This is a genomic window from Azospirillaceae bacterium (genome assembly GCA_028283825.1).
In the GTDB taxonomy this organism is placed as follows: Bacteria; Pseudomonadota; Alphaproteobacteria; order Azospirillales; family Azospirillaceae; genus Nitrospirillum.
In genome coordinates, this window is sequence record JAPWJW010000005.1 from 740,899 (window position 1) to 757,075 (window position 16,177).

The following is a 16,177-nucleotide window of genomic DNA, read 5'->3' on the forward strand; positions in this document are numbered from 1 at the left end:
GGATGTTTTGCAAGGGGACGGGTGAATGACGGACATGGAAAACCAGGCCCCGGCCGCACCCCGCCCGTTTTCGCTTGTCCTGTTCCTGGTACTGGTCCTGGGCGGCGGGCTGGCCATCGGTTTCCTGACAGCGCCCGGCGCCTGGTACGCCAGCCTCGACAAGCCGTCCTTCAACCCGCCCAACTGGGTGTTCGCCCCGGCCTGGACCTTGCTGTACATCCTGATCGCCATCGCCGGCTGGCGGGTGTGCCGGCGGGATTGCGACGACCGGCCCATGCGGCTGTGGTGGATACAGTTGGTGCTGAACTTCCTGTGGTCGCCCATCTTCTTCGCCGCCCATCTGCCGGGCCTGGCGCTGGCCGTGATCGCGCTGCTGCTGGTCGCCATCCTGGCTTTCATCGCCACCGCCTGGCGCCAGGACAGGCTGGCCGCCGTCTTGTTCTTGCCATACGCCGCGTGGGTGGCCTTCGCCACATCGCTGAACACGGGGATTTATGTGCTGAACTGAGGGGCGGGCGCTGGGAGCATTGGAAAGTCGCACTTCGTTTTTGAGGCCACCCCCTCGGCCAATCAATATCCGATAATCTATCTTATGGAAATTACACTCAAAACATCCATGGAACCATAAACGGCGCCAAGCGGTTGAACGCGTTGGCATGATGTGCAGGAGGAACCGCCCGATGCCCACTGAAATCCCACCCCCTGAGCAGCTTTCACCCCAGACCGTCCAACGCACGCCGGTCATCATCCGCGGCACCGATCGGGCCGTCGTGGTGACGAGGCTGCCGCTTTATCCCTTGTTCGCGCCGTTTCCGGGCGCCTGCTTCGTCGGCGCGTTCCTGACTGACGTGGCTTACTGGCAGACGGCGGAGATGATGTGGGCCGACTTTTCCGCCTGGCTGCTGTTCGCCGGCGTGGTGCTGGGCGCGGTGGCGCTGCTCATCGGGCTGGTCGATCTGGCTGGCCGGCGTTTCGTGGACTCCCAGGCCCATGCCTGGCCGCATGCCCTGGGCGTCCTCGTGGTGCTGGGCCTGGGCATCCTGAACTGCTTCGTGCACAGCCGCGACGCCTGGACGTCCGTGGTGCCGCAAGGGCTGATCCTGTCGGCGCTGACGGTGGTCATCCTGCTGACCACGGCCTGGCTGGGCTGGGCGGTCATCAACACCCGCCGGGTCGAGGTGCTGTCATGAACCGCCGTTTTCCCCGAAGCCTCCTGGCCCTGGCGTTGATGGGCGTGTCCGCGCTGGCCTTGACCGCGTGCGATGATGACAGCGGTGCGGTCGATCCCGCCACCCAGGTGGGCTCCAACCCCAACCTGCCGGCGCAAAAGCAGTTCCTGATGCCGCCCATGAACGTGGCCAAGGTGGTCGGCTGGAAGGATGGCGAGGCGCCGGCCGTGGCCCAGGGCCTGAAGATCAAGGCGCTGGCCACCGGCCTGCAACACCCGCGTTCCCTTTACGTGCTGCCCAATGGCGATGTGCTGGTGGTGGAATCCCTGGCCCCAAAGGGGGAACCCGTCAAGCGGCCCAAGGACCTGATCATGCACTGGGTTGAGTCCCTGGCAACCTCCGGCGGCCAGACCAAGGGCAGCAACCGCATCACCCTGTTGCGCGATGCCGACGGCGACGGCGTGCCGGAAACCAAGACCGTTTTCCTGGATCACCTGAATTCGCCCTTCGGCGTGGCGCTGGTGGGCAACGACCTCTACGTCGCCGACACCGACGCCCTCATCCGTTATCCCTACACCGAGGGGGACACCCAGATCACCGCCCCCGGCACCACCCTCACCCCCCTGCCCGGCGGCCCCATCGACCATCATTGGACCAAGAGCCTGGTGGCCAGCCCGGACGGCACCAAGCTGTATGTTGGCGTGGGATCGAACAGCAACATCACCGAGAACGGCATCGAGGCGGAAAAGAACCGCGCCGCCATCTGGGAGGTGGATCGCGCCACCGGCCGTTGGCGCATCTATGCCGACGGCCTGCGCAACCCCAACGGCCTCAGCTGGGAACCGCAGACCAGCACCCTGTGGACGGTGGTGAACGAGCGGGATGAGCTGGGCCCCAACCTGGTGCCGGACTACATGACATCGGTCAAGGACGGCGGTTTCTACGGCTGGCCCTACAGCTATTACGGCCAGAACGTCGATCCCCGCGTCATGCCGCAACGGCCGGACCTGGTGGCCCGCGCCATCGTGCCGGACTATGCCCTCAGTTCCCACGTCGCCCCGCTGGGCATGGCCTTCTACACCGGCACCAGCCTGCCGGCGACTTACCAGGGTGGTGCCTTCGTGGGTGAACACGGTAGCTGGAACCGAAAGATTCTAAACGGTTACAAGGTGGTGTTCATCCCGTTCAGCAACGGCCAGCCCAACGGCAAGCCCCAGGACGTGGTCACGGGCTTCCTGGACCAGGACAACAAGGCCCACGGCCGGCCGGTGGGCCTGGCGGTGGACAAGGGCGGCGCCCTGCTGATCGCCGATGATGTCGGCAACACCGTCTGGCGGGTCTCGACAGCCCCTTGATCAAGTCCGCTCGGGACCGGGCATGGAACCGTTGTCCATGCCCGGTCTCGGGCCCTACACTGCCGCCCTTCGAGATGGCGGCGGGGCGTGGGTGATGGTTTGGGACGAGCGGCGTGAGCCTAGGCGGAATGCGGCCGATGATGACACCCGCCGGCCGGGGGAGATCGACTACGCCCGGGTCATCCATTCCGCCTCGTTCCGGCGCTTGCAGGGCAAGACCCAAATTTTGAACCTGGGCGACAGCGATTTTTATCGCACCCGCCTGACCCATTCGCTGGAGGTGGCGCAGATCGCCGGCGGCATCGCCCGCCAGCTGCGCGAATATCAGGCGGGCCATCCGGCGGCGATCCATATCCCGGATTTGAGCCTGATCCAGACCATCGGCTGCACCCATGATCTGGGGCACCCGCCCTTCGGCCATGGCGGCGAAGTGGCGCTGAACTACTGCATGCGCGACCATGGCGGCTTCGAGGGCAACGGCCAGACGTTGCGCATCCTGTCCAGGCTGGAGAAGTTCTCCGACGCCGCCGGCGCCAACCTGACGCGCCGGGCCCTGCTGGGCGTCCTGAAATATCCGATCCCCTATAACCGCGCGTTCAATCCCGACCTGGCGCCCCGCCTGGACGCCCGGCAAACCACCATCCAGATCATCGATCGCAAGGCGTCCAAGCCGCCCAAATGCTATCTGGACAGCGAACAGGACGTGGTGGATTGGGTGCTGGCGCCACTCAGCCCGGATGACCGGCAGGCCTTCTGCGCCCACGCGTCCAAGGCCGGGGCGCATGCCAAGCCCCTGCACAAGTCGTTCGATTGCAGCATCATGGATCTGGCCGACGATATCGGTTTCGGTGTGCATGACCTGGAGGACGCGCTGGCGCTGAAACTGATCGGTCCGGCGCGCTTCCTGTCGCTGGTGCCCGAGGATGCCTGCCGCTGTTTCCTGGACAACCTGAAGGACATGCATGGCGACGACCTGTCCTACGACCAGTTCGTCGACGGCCTGTTTGGTGAAGGTTATGCCCGCAAGTCATTGATCGGGCGTCTTGTTCACTACTTCATCACCCGCTGCCATATCGAAACGCGGGAAGAGTTCCGTGAACCCCTGATCCGCTACCGCGCGGTCATGGACCGGGATGCGGCGACGTTCCTGGATGCCCTGAAGTCGGCCGTCAGGACCGCGGTGATCCTCAGCCCCAGCGTCCAGCAGCTGGAGTTCAAGGGCCAACGCATGGTGGTGGCGGTGTTCGAGGCCATGGCGTCGGAGCCTGAATCCTTCCTGCCGACCGACGTGCTGGAGCGCCGGCAGGGCGGTGACGATGTGATGCGGCTGATTTGCGACCATATTTCGGGAATGACCGACCATTTCCTGCTGAAATCCTATGACCGGCTGTTCAGCCCGCACATGGGTTCCGTCTTCGACCCGCTTTGACCAGGGAAACCCCATGCCGTCACCCAACCTGTCGCTTGCCGCCGCCGAGGACTTGGTCACGCAGGCCCTGGTATCCTGCGGCACCCTGCCGGACAACGCCGCCAGCGTGGCCCGCGCCTTGGTGTCGGCGGAGGCCGACGGCCAGGTCGGGCATGGCCTGGGCCGGGTGCCGTCCTACGCCGCCCAGGTCCGTGCCGGCAAGGTGGACGGCCGGGCCCTGCCCCGCCTGACCCGCACGGCGGCGGCCAGCCTGCGCGTGGATGCCGGCCACGGCTTCGCCTATCCGGCGGCGGACGTGGCGCTGGCGGCGCTGGCCTCCCTGGCGCGCGAGACCGGCACGGCCAGCGCCGGCCTCTACGCCTCCCACCATATCGGGCAACTGGGCCGGGTGGTGGAGCGCCTGGCCGACCAGGGCCTGGTGGCCCTGCTGCTGTCCAACACCCCGGCCGCCATGACGGTGGCGGGCGGGCGCCGGGCCATGCTGGGCACCAACCCGCTGGCCTTCGCCGCCCCCATCGCCGGCCGGCCACCGCTGGTCATCGACATGGCGCTGACCCTGACCACGCGGGCCAAGATCGTGGCGGCGCAGAAGGCCGGCCAGCCCATCCCCTCCGACTGGGCGGTGGATGCGGACGGCCAGCCCACCACCGATCCGACCGCCGCCCTGGAGGGCGCGTTGGGCCCCGGTCGGCGGTTCCAAGGGGGCGACCTTGGCGCTGATGGTGGAAATTCTCTGCGGGGCGCTGGCCGGCGGGCAGGACAGTTGGTTGGCCAGTTCCTTCTGGGATGACAAGGGCGCCCCGCCCGCCGTGGGGCAGATCATCGTCGCCTTCGATCCCATGGCCTTCAGCGGGCCGGACTTCGGCGGCCGCATGGCCGACCTGGTCCAGGCCATCGTCGCGGACGGCGCCCGCCTGCCCGGCGACCGCCGCCTGGCGGCTCGGGCCAAGGCGCAGGCGGAAGGGCTGTCCATCGCGCCCGCCCTGCTGCGGGAAATCCAGGCGCTGGTCCCCGCCGGATAGAAAAAGGGGGGGCCGGTAGCGGATGGAACCCGGCCCCCCTTCCCCAGATGCGTCGCCCGGGAAGTCTCTTGAGTTTCTGAATCTTAGAACGTGACCTTCACCCCGCCATAGAAGGTGCGCGGCGCGCCCAGGGTCAGGCTGCGCGCGTCGCTCAAATCCCGGCCCAGGATGCCGCTGGCGCCATCCAGTTCGAAATAGGTGCCGTAGCTGGCATAGCGCCGGTCGAACAGGTTGTTGATGCCGCCGATCAGCTGGATGTTGGGCAGGATCTGGTAGGTGGTGCGCAGATCCATGGTCCAGTAGGGCGTCAGCTGGGCGTTCTGGTTGGCGTCGTCCCCCACCACGTACTGGCTGCCGTAATACTGGATGGCGGTGCCCACGGTCCAGGTGGGCAGGACGGCGAAGTCGCCGCCCACCTTGATCTGGTGGCGCGGGATGCCGGGGATGCGGTCGCCGTTGTGCACGGTGATGTCGCCGTCATCGTCCGCCGACGGGTTGTTGGGGGAGGCCAGCACGCCGGTGAACTGGTAGGTCGCGTCCACGAAGCTGTAGTTGGCGTAGACCTGCCAGCGCTCGCTGGCGTAGGTCAGGCTGGCGTCCACGCCCTGGCGGCGGGTGGAGGGCACGTTGGTGTAATAGCCCCGGCCCTGGATGGTGCTGGCCAGCGCCACGATGTCATTGTCGCTGTCGGTGCGGAACAGGCCCAATGCCCAGTCCACGCGCCCCGCCCCACCCAGATCGTATCCGGTGACGCCGCGCAGGCCCGCCTCATAGGTGTTGGACACCACCTGGTGCAGCGGCGGGTCGGCGACCAGGGAGTTTTCCAGCAGGCAGGGCCGATCCGGATCGGCGCAGTCCAGTTCCAGCGGCGTGGGCGCCCGGTTGGACTGGGAATACCCGGCATAGGCGGTGACGCCGCCTGGAAGCTTGTAGGTCAGGCCCGCTTGCGGATTGAAGTGGGTGTAGCGGTTGTCGCCGTTCAGTTCCGGTGCCGATCCGCTGCGGTCGCGGGTGGCGATATCGGCCACGTTCAGGCGCACGCCGGCGGTCAGCGACAGGGAAGATGTCAGGTCCAGGGTGTCGGTCAGGTAGGCGCCGTAATAATCGGTGGTGCCGGACAGCCAGACCGGCGCGTAGCCCAGATTGCCCAGAGTGCGGATGATCGCGCCGGCGCCCGCCACCTCATCGGTGTCGGTGGTCACCGACAGGTCGGGATTGATGACGCCCAGCGTGCTGGTGGAGGTGAAGCGGATGTCGGCATGGTCGATGCTGACCCCGGCGGCGAAGGCGTTGCCCATGCCCAGCAGAGGCCGGTCGCCGGTCAGTTGCAACGATCCGCCCACCGTGGTGGTGTCGATGGCGGTGCGGTCCAGCGTGCCGTACACCGTGTCGTCGTTGTAGGCGAAGGTGTGGCCGGCCAGGTCGGTGATGACGAACTGGTTGCGGAAGGCCGTGGTCTTGCCGCCGGCCGGCGTGCCGAAGGCGTCATCCTCCAGGCACAGCTGCCCGCCATAGGATGACCGGCTGCTGCAGCCCTCGAAATCGCTGTCGTTGCCGTCCACGTGTTTCTGGCCCAGGTGGCGGCCATAGGCGTTGGCCTGCAAGGACCAGCCGTCGGCCACGTCGACCTTGCCGTTCAGGGCCAGCATGCCGCTGTCGTTCTTGGTGGTCTGCGGCCAGGTGTAGACAGCGGTCTCATCCGCCTGGATCATCTCCAGCGGCGTGGGGCCGACCACGCCCAGGCTGGACCGGCCGGCGGAGGCGATCAGGTGCACCTCCCCCGCCTCGCCGCGCCAGCCGGCATCGGCATAGAAGCGTTCGACGTCCGAGGCCGATTCCTTGCGCCAGCCGTCGTCGCGCGACCCTTCCGCCGCCATGTACAGCGCGAAATGCCCGGATGGCGACTGATAGCCGAACTCCGCCTGGCCCTGCGCCCGGCCGTAGCTGCCGCCCAGCAGTTCGGCGCTGCCGCCCTGGAAGTTGAAGCCGTTCTTCATCTCCAGCGTCACCGCCCCGCCCAGGGCGTTCAGGCCGTAGGCCGGGTTGTTGGTGGCGAGCGTCATGCGGTTGATCGCCACCTCCGGCGCCAGGTCCCAGTTGACGGTGTCGCCGAAGGCCTCGTTCAGGCGGACGCCGTTCTGGTAGACGGCGATGCCCTGCGGCGTGCCCTGCAAGGGCGACACGGTGAAGCCGTGGTAGTGGATGTCCTGGAACAGGGCGTTGCCCTGGGTGTCGGACAGCGACAGGCCCGGCACGCGCTGGGCCATGGTATCCAGGATGGAAATGGAATGGGCCCGGGCGAAATCATCCGCCGACAGGGTGGTGGCCGTGCCCGGCAGCTTGTCCAGCGGCACGGTGGCGCCGGGCAGCGGCGTGATGCCGATGACGATCACCTCCCCCGGGTTGGTGACGATGCCGGGGGGGGCGGCCGTGTCAGGCGCCGGTGCCTGCTGCGCCCGTGCCGGGCCGCACAGGGCCAGGGCGGAAACGGTGGTGCAGAACAATGCCATCAGGCCGGTGGGGATGTTTTTCATTATATGGGGCTCTGGTGGGGATGCCTGACCGTACGGTATCGGCGGCGGCATTTTCCCTCCATAGGCCCCATTCCTGATTTTCCCGGGAAAAATTCCCGATATCGCGGTGGTTGTTGCGCGGAAGCGCGAAGCGACTGTTAGATAGGGGGTGGGAGGTGCCGCCCGAAACCTGCGGGCGGCGAAACATATTGACCGGAAGCGGGGAACCAACCTCATGTCGCTTCGGATACGCTTGGTCCTGTCCATCGCCCTGCTGCTGCTGGTCAGCCTGGCCACCGGCGGTGCCGCCGCCTGGCTGCGGGCGGAGCATTCCGTGCGCACGGAGATGGAGGCGGCATTGTCCGTGGGCCAGCACACCGTGGCCAGCGCCCTGTCCCACCTGGCCCAGCGCCCGGTCGGCGCCAACCCGGCGGAGGATGCCGACATGGTGGCCGCCCTGACGCGGCTGGTGGGCGCCTTCGACGGCGACCGCCACCTGCGGGTCAGCCTGCGCGGCGCCCGCGGGGGTGCCGTCGCCACCTCCACCGTCGCCGTCCCGGACCATCCGGCACCCGGCTGGTTCATCGCCTCGCTGGACGTGCCGCAGCTGAGCGCCGACGTGCCCCTGCCCGGCGTCAGCCGTGACGGCCTGTGGCTGCGCCTGGAAAGCGACCCGTCGGGCGAGGCGTCGGAGGTGTGGGGCGAACTGGGCGACGACTTCGCCATGCTGCTGCTGTTCAGCATGCTGGCCCTGCCCATGATCTACTGGACCCTGGGGCGGGCGTTGCGGTCGGTGGACCGCCTGTCCAAGGCCTTCGCCCAGGTCGGCATCAGTGGCGAGGCGCCGGAACCGGTGGCCGAGACCGGGCCGCCGGAACTGCGCCGCCTGGCGGTGGGTTTCAACGGCATGATCGCCCGCCTGGCGGCGGCGGAGGCGCGGAACCGCCGCCTGCATGACCAGTTGCTGACCATCCAGGAGGAGGAGCGGATCGAACTCGCCCGCGACCTGCATGATGAGGTCGGCCCCTACCTGTTCGCCATCAACGTGGACGTGGCGGCCCTGCAGGCGGCGGCGGAGCGGTCGGGCGACGCGCCGCTGATCGACCAGGCGCGCTCGGCACGCGAGGCGGTGGCCCATGTCCAGGGCCAGGTGAAGGCCATCCTGGGCCGCCTACGCCCCCTGGGCCTGGGGGAACTGGGCCTGGCGCCGGCGCTGGACAATTTGGCGGCTTTCTGGCGCTCACGCCGGCCGGACATCGCCATCACCGTGGACGTGGATCCGGGGATCGGCCTGGGTGAGGCCGGCGACACCGCCATCTACCGCGTGGTGCAGGAAAGCCTGAGCAACGCGGTCCGCCACGGCCAACCGGCCACGGTCACCGTGACCGTGGCGGCCGATGCCGGCGATGTTCGGGTGGAGGTGGCGGACGACGGCGCCGGCTTCCCGCCGGGCCAGCCGGATGCGGGACGGGGGCGCGCCAATGGCGGCTACGGCTTGCGCGGCATGGCGGAACGGGTGTCGGCCCAGGGGGGGACCCTGTGGCTGGGCAACCTGCCCGGTGGTGGTGCCGCCGTCCGCGCCCTGTTGCCCGGGCCGGCATCCCATTCCGTAATTCCGCAAGAGGCGGCATGAAACCCATGAAACTGCTGCTTGTCGATGATCACGCCATCGTGCGGGCCGGCCTGCGCCGCCTGTTGGCCCCCCTGCCCGAAATCACCATCGCGGAGGCGGCGACCGGCCGCGACGCCCTGGTCCGCTATCGCGAAGGCCGGCCGGACATCGTGCTGCTGGACCTGAACCTGCCGGGGGTGGGTGGCCTGGAACTGCTGCAACGCCTGTTGATCGAGGATCCGACGGCCTGCGTCCTGGTGTTCAGCATGCATGCGGAGGCGCTGTACGCCTCGCGCGCCATGGCGGCCGGCGCCAAGGGGTACATGAGCAAGAACGCCGCGCCGGACGAGTTGCTGACCGCCATCCGCCGCCTGGCCGAGGGCGGACGGTATGTGGAGAACGACATCGCCCAGGAACTGGCCGTGCACGGCGTGCCGTCCGGCCCCCTGACCCAGCGCCTGACGGAACGCGACCTGGAGATCCTGCGCCTGCTGGGCGAAGGGCGGGCGCTGGCCGAAATCGCCGACGAACTGGGCGCCAGCTACAAGACCATTGCGAACACCTGCACGCAGATAAAGGCAAAACTGGGGGTGGCCCGCACCGCCGACCTGATCCGCCTGTCCATCGAGATGGGGGTCAGTTGACCCCATGGGCGGCAGCACCCCGCCGCGTTAGACTTCCCCCTCTTTCAAAGGACGGGGGGCGACATGCTGCAGCGGGGACAAGTGCTGATCCTGGTTGGCCTGGGCGTGATCTTCTGGGCGGCAGCACTGCTGTTCCTGCGCGCCCTGCCCCTGGCCCTGACGGACCCGGTGTGGAACCCCGTCAATTTCGCGACGACCGTCTCTGTCGCTTGGACCAGCGTCTATCTGATCCGCCGACTGGCCGGCTTGGCGCCGGAGCAGGTGATGGCCGGTGTGGGCATTGTCGGGGCGGTCGCCATGACGGTGGACGGCGCCGTGCTGAACTGGCTGCCCGCCACCTATGGGCCGGATGAGACGGTGGTGCGCCTGGCCGCCGCCTGGCTGCTGTGGGGCTACGGCCTCAGCCTGGGTATCGCCCTGCTGATGGCGCATGGGAAAAAGGGCGCCGCCGAGGGCTGACGGCGCTCGCCCGGTCGTTCACACCGTCTTGATGGCTCGGGAAGCGCGGAACGACGCACGCTCTGTTCTTCGTTCGTCAAAACGCTTGCATACTTCAACTTGTCCCACCGATATTGCTGCAGGATAAAGATAGTCTACATGATCTTGCGATCCATCCTCGTCTTCGCAAACGAAACGAATCACAAGAGACTGTTATTATTAATCCTATTTATTGGCCAGCCTCATAGGCTTCTTATGCTTGCAGAAGGTCCAGGTTATGGGTTACGTGCGCATCTCGACAGATGGTTTAAGTCAAGAGAAGGCTAAAGAGTATTGGGCTGACAATATCGCTGACGCTTGTCAAAACATGCAATGCAAGTTTGACAAAGAAGAAATATTTGACGGAAGTGTTGAATATACAAAATTCGGATTCGGAAAGATAACGCATTTCTGGATACGTGGCGCTCGTGGCGCAATTCGATCTACGCACCACATATCAAGGGAAAAAACAGAACATTTTAGTATATCTTTTCTTAAAGATGGCATTGCCGACATGCATAGCCGCGATAAAAGCATTAATCTAAACAAAGGTCGCATTCATTTTGGCGGAAGTGTTTATCCTTTTGACCTAAATACGGGAAATGAATTGGAAATTTCAATAATATTATTCGATATGAATTACATCAGGCAATATATTTCACATCCAGAGGATTTATTCTTAAGAGAACTTGAGGTTTCATCCGGTTGGGGGCACGCATTATCTTCCATGATGCAGGAGATAACGCCAAGAACCGTTAATCACCTCGCGCTTCCTCCAAACGCCGTTGCTGAACACCTCGCGGGGCTGCTGGCATTATCGACGGGACCAACTGAGGATCATCTCTCCAGTAGCCGGCGCTCCTTGCTGAACAGACTTCGCATGGATATGCGTGATCGCCTTTTTGATTCATCGATGGCTCCCAATCGTTTTGCCGCCGAACATGGTATTTCGGTTCGAACCCTCCATGCTACGTTCGCGGCTTCCGGTAGCAGTTTCATGAAGGATTTGCTCAGGATGCGCCTGGACAGGGCGTGCACGCTTTTGCAGGATCAAAGGTTCACCGGCAGGACAATTGCCGAAATTGCCGGCCTTGTCGGTTTTGTGAATGCGGATCACTTTTCGTCCCGGTTTCACAAAGCGTTTGGCGTGTCACCGACAGTGTGGCGCTTGCGCGTTCTTAATAAATGATTTCGCGGCTTTGTTTGGCTCCATGCGAACCTGGCGCGGGGCCAGCGACACCATTCTAAGTTTTGTGTCGCTGGCGTTGGGGAGACACCAAGGATCATCCCGCCCGAACTTCATTAAGGAAACGCCCGACCTGTTCGGAAAGAGTTTCCGAATTCCGGGCAAGTTCGCTGGACGCCGCCAGGACCTGTTCGGACGATGCCGCCGCCTCTTCCGTGGCATGTGAGATGTCGGTGATGTTGGTGGTCACATCCTGCGTGCCCCGCGCGGCTTCCTGAACGTTGCGGGCAATCTCACTCGTGGCCGCCCCCTGTTCCTCCACAGCGGAGGAAATGCCGGTGGAGATGCGCTTGATTTGCTCAATGATGGCGGCGATGCCCTGGATGGCCATGACAGTGGTCAGGGTTTCTTCCTGAACCGAGGTGATCTGCTGGCTGATGTCGGCCGTCGCCTTGGCGGTCTGGGTGGCGAGGCTTTTGACCTCGTTGGCGACAACGGCGAAGCCCTTGCCCGCTTCCCCGGCGCGGGCCGCCTCGATGGTGGCGTTGAGGGCCAGCAGGTTGGTCTGCGAGGCGATGTCGTTGATCAACGTGATCACCGCGCCGATGCGGTCGGTGGCGCCGGACAGGTTCTTGACCAAGCCGTTGGTGCGCCCGGCTTCTTCCGAGGCCGTGTTGGAGATGCGGGCGGCCTCGGTCATTTGGCGGGCGATTTCGGTGATGGAGGAAGACAACTCCTCCGTGGCCGCGGCCACCGTCTGGACGTTGACGGTGGCTTGCTGCGCGCCGGCGGCGACGGTGGCGGCTTGCCGTGCCGACTGATTGGCTCCGGTATTGATGTTCCGGGCCGTCACCTGCAGTTCGGTGGACTGGGCCCTGACGCTGTTGACCAGGCCCATGACGGCGGTCTCGAATGAATCGGCCATCTTCAGCATGGCCTGCTTGCGTTCGGCCAGGGCGCGCTGTTCCGCCTTTTCCTGTTCGTTACGGAGACGGTTGTTCTCGATGGCATTGGTCTTGAACACCGCGACGGTGCGGGTTATCGCGCCGATTTCGTCCGAACGGCGCGCATCGGGAACATCCGCGTTCAAGTCGTTGTTGGCCAACCGCTGCATGATGGTGATCAAGCGCGACAGAGGGCCGACGATCGTGGACCGGGAAATCCACATGCCGAAAACGAGCGCCGAAACAAGACCGATGACCGCGACAACCAGAGACGTGACAATGGTCTTATCGGTTTTATCGGTTAAATCATCCGATTCCTTGCTTGCCGAATTTATGATATCGTCTGATAAATTCTTGAGATCATCTGCAATGGAAATGATCTTCGGTTCACATTGGCCCTTGAGTGCCACTCCGGCCTTTAGGCTAAGGTCAGCATCGATTGTTGACGCAGCCTGTTTGATTAATGATTCACATTCGGCGAAGGCCGACTTCGTGGCCACTTCAATGTGGTTGGCATGAGACGAAAATTCCGGAACAAGTGATTCTATTTCTTTCATGTTACTAGAATAGTCTTGTTGAGATTTCCTGATTTCGTCCAGCAGGCGGGAATTGCCTTCTTGAGTTGTTTCCAAAGCCAAGCTGTAAGCGGTTGAAATATATATACGAATTTCCTTTCTCGCTTCGACGGCGGAAATTGATGCCTTTTCTTCGTGGTCGAGAAGATTGGAATATCTATTATCGATGTTTTTCATCGATATGCTAGAATACACGGCGCCAATAAGAACGACGACACCAAGAGAAATGATAATCATGTTGATCTTTTGAGCAATGCGTAGATTGTCAAGAAACATCAAAATTCCCTTTGTTAACTCTGGCTCAGAGGCTGTCATTGAACTTTATTGGGCCTCTGAAAAATGTTGGCCCTACCATCTTTCTCAGCCGAGAGGATGACTTGCTCTCCCGCCGGGCAATGGACTTGGATGAGGGGTGGTTTTGGTCGTGCGGAACATCAACTTCCCAGCAGGCTGTGTCTGCGAGCGCCCCCGCAAAACAGCCTCCTGACCCACAGTCGGGGAGTTGGAAAACCACACCATACACGGCTCCTGTGACCTTTAGCGTGGAGGGGCCTGGACATACGCCACAGGCTCCCCGACCAAAGAATCGAGGATATCGGTGCCCTCACGGCGGGCGCCGAGCCGATATGATGAGGGGTTTCCACACCCCAGGGTGCGCGTCACACCCCGCTGGAAATACTAGGGGCCGCCCAGCCAAAAGGCATATGCATTCGCAGGGTGCGCACGGGGGGACAGTATTTCATGCACTGATGGAAAGTCTTGTTTCGGGGAAGTGCCCCAGTCGCCGAACTGGACATGGCCGGCATCAGGCGCATCAACGAAAGCCTGGAATTTGGAGCGGCGCAGATGGCGATGGCCCGGGCGGTTGGCGCAAGGGACAACGGCCCGGGCCATCGCGCGTGGCCGAAAGTTGTGCGGTCACTTGATTGACGGAAGGGGCGCCGCCGAGGGCTGGCGGCGCCCCTTCCCTTTACGCCGCCTTGATGGTGGCGACGAAGGTGCTGACCACGGCGCGCAGGGTATCGGCCTCGCGGCCCAGCACGTCGGAGGAGCTGAGCACGCTGCGCGCGGCGTTGCCGGTCTCATCCGCCGCGGTGCGCACGCCGTCGATGTTGGACGACACCTCGCGCGTGCCGACCGAGGCCTGCTGGACGTTGCGGGCGATCTCTTGCGTCGCCGCCCCCTGTTCCTCCACCGCCGAGGCCACGCCGGTGGTGATCTGGCTCATGGTGGCGATGATGCCGGTGATGCCGTCGATGGCGGCCACGGCGCGGGACGTCTCTTCCTGGATGGCGGCCACCTGGGCCTGGATCTCCTCCGTCGCCTTGGCGGTCTGCCCGGCCAGGGCCTTGACCTCGCTGGCCACCACGGCGAAGCCCTTGCCGGCCTCACCCGCCCGTGCCGCCTCGATGGTGGCGTTCAGCGCCAGCAGGTTGGTCTGGCTGGCGATGTCGGTGATCAGTTTCACCACGTCGCCGATGCGCTGGGCGGCTGTCACCAGCCCGTCGATGGACTGCTTGGTGCTGGACGCCTCACGCACCGCCGCATCCGAGGTCCGCGTCGCGTTGGCCATCTGCTGCGCGATCTCGGCGATGGACTGGTGCAGTTCCTCGGCCGCGGCGGCCACGGTCTGGACGTTGCCGGAGGTCTCGTCCGCCGCCCCCGCCACGGTGTTGGACAGGGCGATGGTGTCGCCGGCCGACAGGGTCAGGCTGTCGGCGGCACCGCGCAGCGACCTTTCCGCACCGGAGAATGTGTTCACCACCTGGTCGATGGAGGTGGCGAAATCCCGTGTCGCCGCCTCCAGCCGCAGGCCCCGCTGTTCCTTGGCCGCGTCGTCCGCCCGCTGGCGTTCGGCCAGCAGGTCGGCCTGCTTGGCGTTGCTGCGCAGGGTGGCGATGGCGCCGGCCATCTCCCCGATCTCGTCATGGCGTTCCGTCAGGGGGACGGCCAGATCGTGGTCGCCGTCGGCGATCTTCATCACCACGCCGGTCAGCACCGACAGCGGCCGGGTCACCCGGCGTCCCACCAGCCAGACGATGCCGGCCAGCACGCCGCCGGCGACGACCAGCAGCGCCAGCACCAGCGCCAGGGTGGTGCGGGCGGCCGCATGCTGGGCGTCCGCCAGGGTGATCGCCTGGGCGATGGCGGCGTCACGGATGCCCAGGATGCTTTCCAGCTGCGGCACGCTGCCCTTGCGGTATTCCTTGGCGTCAAAGGCATAGGGCGTGCCGGCGGCGCTGGCCTCCAGGATCTGGGTGCGGCGGACGCTGAAGGCGGCCTTGTAGGCCTGGCGGGTGTTCTCCGCCGCCTTGGTCAGGCTGTCCGGCGTGCCGGCCAGGGCCAGCTGGCCGTCCAGGCGTCCTTCCAGATCGTCCAAATGGCCCTGGATGATTTGGATGTTCTGCAGGGCCTGCGGCGTCAGCGGCTTGGCCGTACCCACCGCCTGCAACAGCAAGGTGGACTGGCGGCCGGCATAGTCGCGGTAGGACCAGGCGAGGCCGGCGACGTTGGCATAGTGCCCGGCCTCCGGCGCGCGTTGCAGCAGCGACCGGATGGTGGCGTTCAGGGCGCCGTTCAGGTCGGCCATGACGCTGAACATGCCGCTGACGTAAGTGTCGGTTTCCTTGGCGTCGCGCTGGGCCACCGGCCGGGCCAGCAGGCTGTCGGCGGTGCCGCGCAGGGTGGACAGCCGGCTGTCCAGGGTGGCTACCAGCGCCGTCAACGACGCCTTGGTGTCGAAATCCTCATTGGCGATCAGGGTCACCAGGGCCTTGCGCACCTCATCCGCCTTGGCGCGCTGCTGGCGCACCGGTTCCACCAGGGCGGCATCGTCGCTGGACAGGGCCAGCATGGTGGGGCCGCGCTCCACCGCCAGGTTCTCCGTCATGCGGGTCAGGGCGGCCATCACCCGGGCCAGGCCCTGGGCGTCGGCGGCGGCCGATGCCGACCGCCACTGGTCCACCGCCACGATGGCGCCCAGCACCAGCATCAGGGCGGCGACACCGCCCAGGCAAGTTGCGATCAAGGTACGAATGGTCATTATGCTAGCGCCCCCGCTAAAATCCCCCGGTGGCGTCACCCATGATGGCGCGCCGTCCGGTTGCTTCCATCCCCCAAGATGGAAGAGAGGCGCTGAATAAACCGTTAAATGTGAACCGCATGATAACGCACCCGCTTAGGTGATGCCGGGTATGAAGATGCGGTCCGTATCATGCTGAACCGCCTTGCCTTTCTGGCCCTACGCACGA

13 protein-coding genes are annotated in these 16,177 nt (G+C 65.0%); 10 read left to right on the top strand and 3 right to left on the bottom strand.

What is annotated here, in order from left to right; all coding sequences use genetic code 11:
• The first annotated feature begins 25 nt into the window (after positions 1-25).
• The 6 genes from PW843_29795 to PW843_29820 all read left to right on the top strand — a co-directional run bounded on the left by PW843_29795 (position 26) and on the right by PW843_29820 (position 4,975).
• A complete protein-coding gene (locus PW843_29795) occupies positions 26-508 on the top strand; it encodes a tryptophan-rich sensory protein (protein ID MDE1150763.1) in 483 nt (160 codons plus the stop codon).
• 172 nt (positions 509-680) lie between these two features.
• Positions 681-1,190: a DUF2231 domain-containing protein gene (locus tag PW843_29800; protein MDE1150764.1), complete on the top strand. Its 510-nt coding sequence runs from the start codon at positions 681-683 to the stop codon at positions 1,188-1,190.
• A complete protein-coding gene (locus tag PW843_29805) occupies positions 1,187-2,524 on the top strand; it encodes a sorbosone dehydrogenase family protein (GenBank protein MDE1150765.1) in 1,338 nt (445 codons plus the stop codon). The genes PW843_29800 and PW843_29805 overlap by 4 nt, the downstream gene beginning before the upstream one ends.
• A gap of 94 nt (positions 2,525-2,618) precedes the next feature.
• Positions 2,619-3,953, top strand: coding sequence for an anti-phage deoxyguanosine triphosphatase (locus PW843_29810; protein ID MDE1150766.1), 1,335 nt, complete (start codon positions 2,619-2,621; stop codon positions 3,951-3,953).
• 13 nt (positions 3,954-3,966) lie between these two features.
• Entirely contained in the window at positions 3,967-4,743 is a 777-nt protein-coding gene (locus PW843_29815) for an Ldh family oxidoreductase (GenBank protein MDE1150767.1), read from the top strand.
• On the top strand, positions 4,673-4,975 hold the full coding sequence (locus PW843_29820) for an Ldh family oxidoreductase (GenBank protein MDE1150768.1): 303 nt from the start codon (positions 4,673-4,675) through the stop codon (positions 4,973-4,975). The genes PW843_29815 and PW843_29820 overlap by 71 nt, the downstream gene beginning before the upstream one ends.
• Before the next feature lie 83 nt (positions 4,976-5,058).
• Here the strand turns inward: PW843_29820 and PW843_29825 are convergent, their stop codons facing one another.
• Positions 5,059-7,509: a TonB-dependent receptor gene (locus PW843_29825; GenBank protein ID MDE1150769.1), complete on the bottom strand. Its 2,451-nt coding sequence runs from the start codon at positions 7,507-7,509 to the stop codon at positions 5,059-5,061.
• A gap of 214 nt (positions 7,510-7,723) precedes the next feature.
• Between PW843_29825 and PW843_29830 the strand changes: the two genes are divergently transcribed.
• From PW843_29830 to PW843_29845, 4 genes are all read left to right on the top strand, one after another.
• Positions 7,724-9,121: a histidine kinase gene (locus tag PW843_29830; protein MDE1150770.1), complete on the top strand. Its 1,398-nt coding sequence runs from the start codon at positions 7,724-7,726 to the stop codon at positions 9,119-9,121.
• 5 nt (positions 9,122-9,126) lie between these two features.
• A complete protein-coding gene (locus PW843_29835) occupies positions 9,127-9,744 on the top strand; it encodes a response regulator transcription factor (GenBank protein MDE1150771.1) in 618 nt (205 codons plus the stop codon).
• A gap of 63 nt (positions 9,745-9,807) precedes the next feature.
• Positions 9,808-10,203, top strand: coding sequence for a hypothetical protein (locus PW843_29840; protein ID MDE1150772.1), 396 nt, complete (start codon positions 9,808-9,810; stop codon positions 10,201-10,203).
• Between the two features lie 256 nt (positions 10,204-10,459).
• On the top strand, positions 10,460-11,410 hold the full coding sequence (locus PW843_29845; protein MDE1150773.1) for a helix-turn-helix domain-containing protein: 951 nt from the start codon (positions 10,460-10,462) through the stop codon (positions 11,408-11,410).
• Positions 11,411-11,504: 94 nt separating this feature from the next.
• Here the strand turns inward: PW843_29845 and PW843_29850 are convergent, their stop codons facing one another.
• Both PW843_29850 and PW843_29855 read right to left on the bottom strand, forming a co-directional pair.
• On the bottom strand, positions 11,505-13,202 hold the full coding sequence (locus tag PW843_29850; GenBank protein ID MDE1150774.1) for a methyl-accepting chemotaxis protein: 1,698 nt from the start codon (positions 13,200-13,202) through the stop codon (positions 11,505-11,507).
• A gap of 694 nt (positions 13,203-13,896) precedes the next feature.
• Positions 13,897-15,969, bottom strand: a complete 2,073-nt coding sequence (locus tag PW843_29855; GenBank protein MDE1150775.1) for a HAMP domain-containing methyl-accepting chemotaxis protein — start codon at positions 15,967-15,969, stop codon at positions 13,897-13,899.
• Positions 15,970-16,177: the final 208 nt, after the last annotated feature.